2 protein-coding genes are annotated in these 1,146 nt (G+C 57.7%); one reads left to right on the top strand and one right to left on the bottom strand.

The features are described from left to right. The first annotated feature begins 148 nt into the window (after positions 1–148). Positions 149–523, top strand: coding sequence for a hypothetical protein (locus tag RT424_RS24495; protein ID WP_313443512.1), 375 nt, complete (start codon positions 149–151; stop codon positions 521–523). A gap of 155 nt (positions 524–678) precedes the next feature. Here the strand turns inward: RT424_RS24495 and RT424_RS24490 are convergent. Next, positions 679–1,146, bottom strand: a 468-nt coding sequence (locus tag RT424_RS24490; RefSeq protein WP_313443510.1) for a toprim domain-containing protein, incomplete at its 5' end; no start/stop codon positions are given.

Here is a 1,146-nt window from a genome sequence, read left to right as displayed (position 1 = left end):
AAGAAACCCGGCTGTCAAACCATCACCGCCTCCGCTGTCGCGCTCGCGCAGTGAATCATCTCATGCCGTCAGGCGCTACCGGTTTTTCGAAGTGTCCACTTCTGTTCTTAACTTTAACTGCCCTAATTAACGATACCATTGCGCTTTTATGAGCGAGATCCCTGCATTTGCGATCATGTATACCCATTTATTGAGGTTACCTCTTGCGCACTTTGCTTCGTCATCTGTCCAGGGAGATGAAAGCCGGCCGCTGAAGGCCTGTTTGCGTATCCAGAAACCAGCTTGGGAACAGGTTTTTCCAATTTGTGTTTTACAGATGTATCTTGAGAAGGAGAGTGTGATGAGCATCGTAGGTAAAGCCAAAGAAGCCGCTGGTTTCGTGAAGGAAGAGCTGAACGAACACGGTGACACACCCGAAGCAAAGAAGAAGGCGCAGGAAGGCCGCGATCTGCGTAACGAAGGTCGTGTCGAAGATGGCAAGGCTCCCAAGACGACCGAACCAGGAACCGGCGCCAAGGAATAAGGCTCGTTGCGAGCTTCAGGGCGCCGCGCCGAAAGGTGCGGCGTCCTTTTGTTTAGTCGTCCCGCATCCGGGTGTCAGGACGTCGACCCGTCTCTCATCACGGCCGTTCGTCTCGGGCATTTGCTCAAGTGGCCGCCGGGAAAATCATCGCTGAGCTATATTGGGCAAAGCTCTTGATGGCTCTCGACCCTGGCTTCGAGCACGCGGGCCCAATCCTTCGCGCAACCGGGGGGAGGCATGTGGACAATGTCGAGGTCATCGCGGGCGTAGTAATCCTTCGCCTGGGCCGCCGCGCGCCGTCCTTCCAAGTCATTGTCACTTGCAAGGAATAGCCGCTTCACGCGAGGCGGTATGGTCATCTGATGAAGCCTGCGTGCGCCCAAGCTTGCCCAGCAGGGAATGCCGGTCAGCAAAGTAAAGGCCCAAGCCGTCTCGAAGCCCTCGGCAATCGCCAGGGTCTCTCCTGGCTGTCCGCCCTGCCATGCGCCCCGCCCCGGCGTGCCCAGCATGACCTTGCGCGTATAGCGGCCTTCAGGGTCCAGGAAGATGCGCTGGATGGCGGTCAGGCTCTGACCTTCCTGGACGGGGACCAGCAAGGCGGGAAGAAACTGCGTTCGCGGCTT

This window comes from Novosphingobium sp. (assembly GCF_032093395.1).
Lineage (GTDB): Bacteria > Pseudomonadota > Alphaproteobacteria > Sphingomonadales > Sphingomonadaceae > Novosphingobium.
This window is presented reverse-complemented; position numbering and strand designations above follow the sequence as displayed.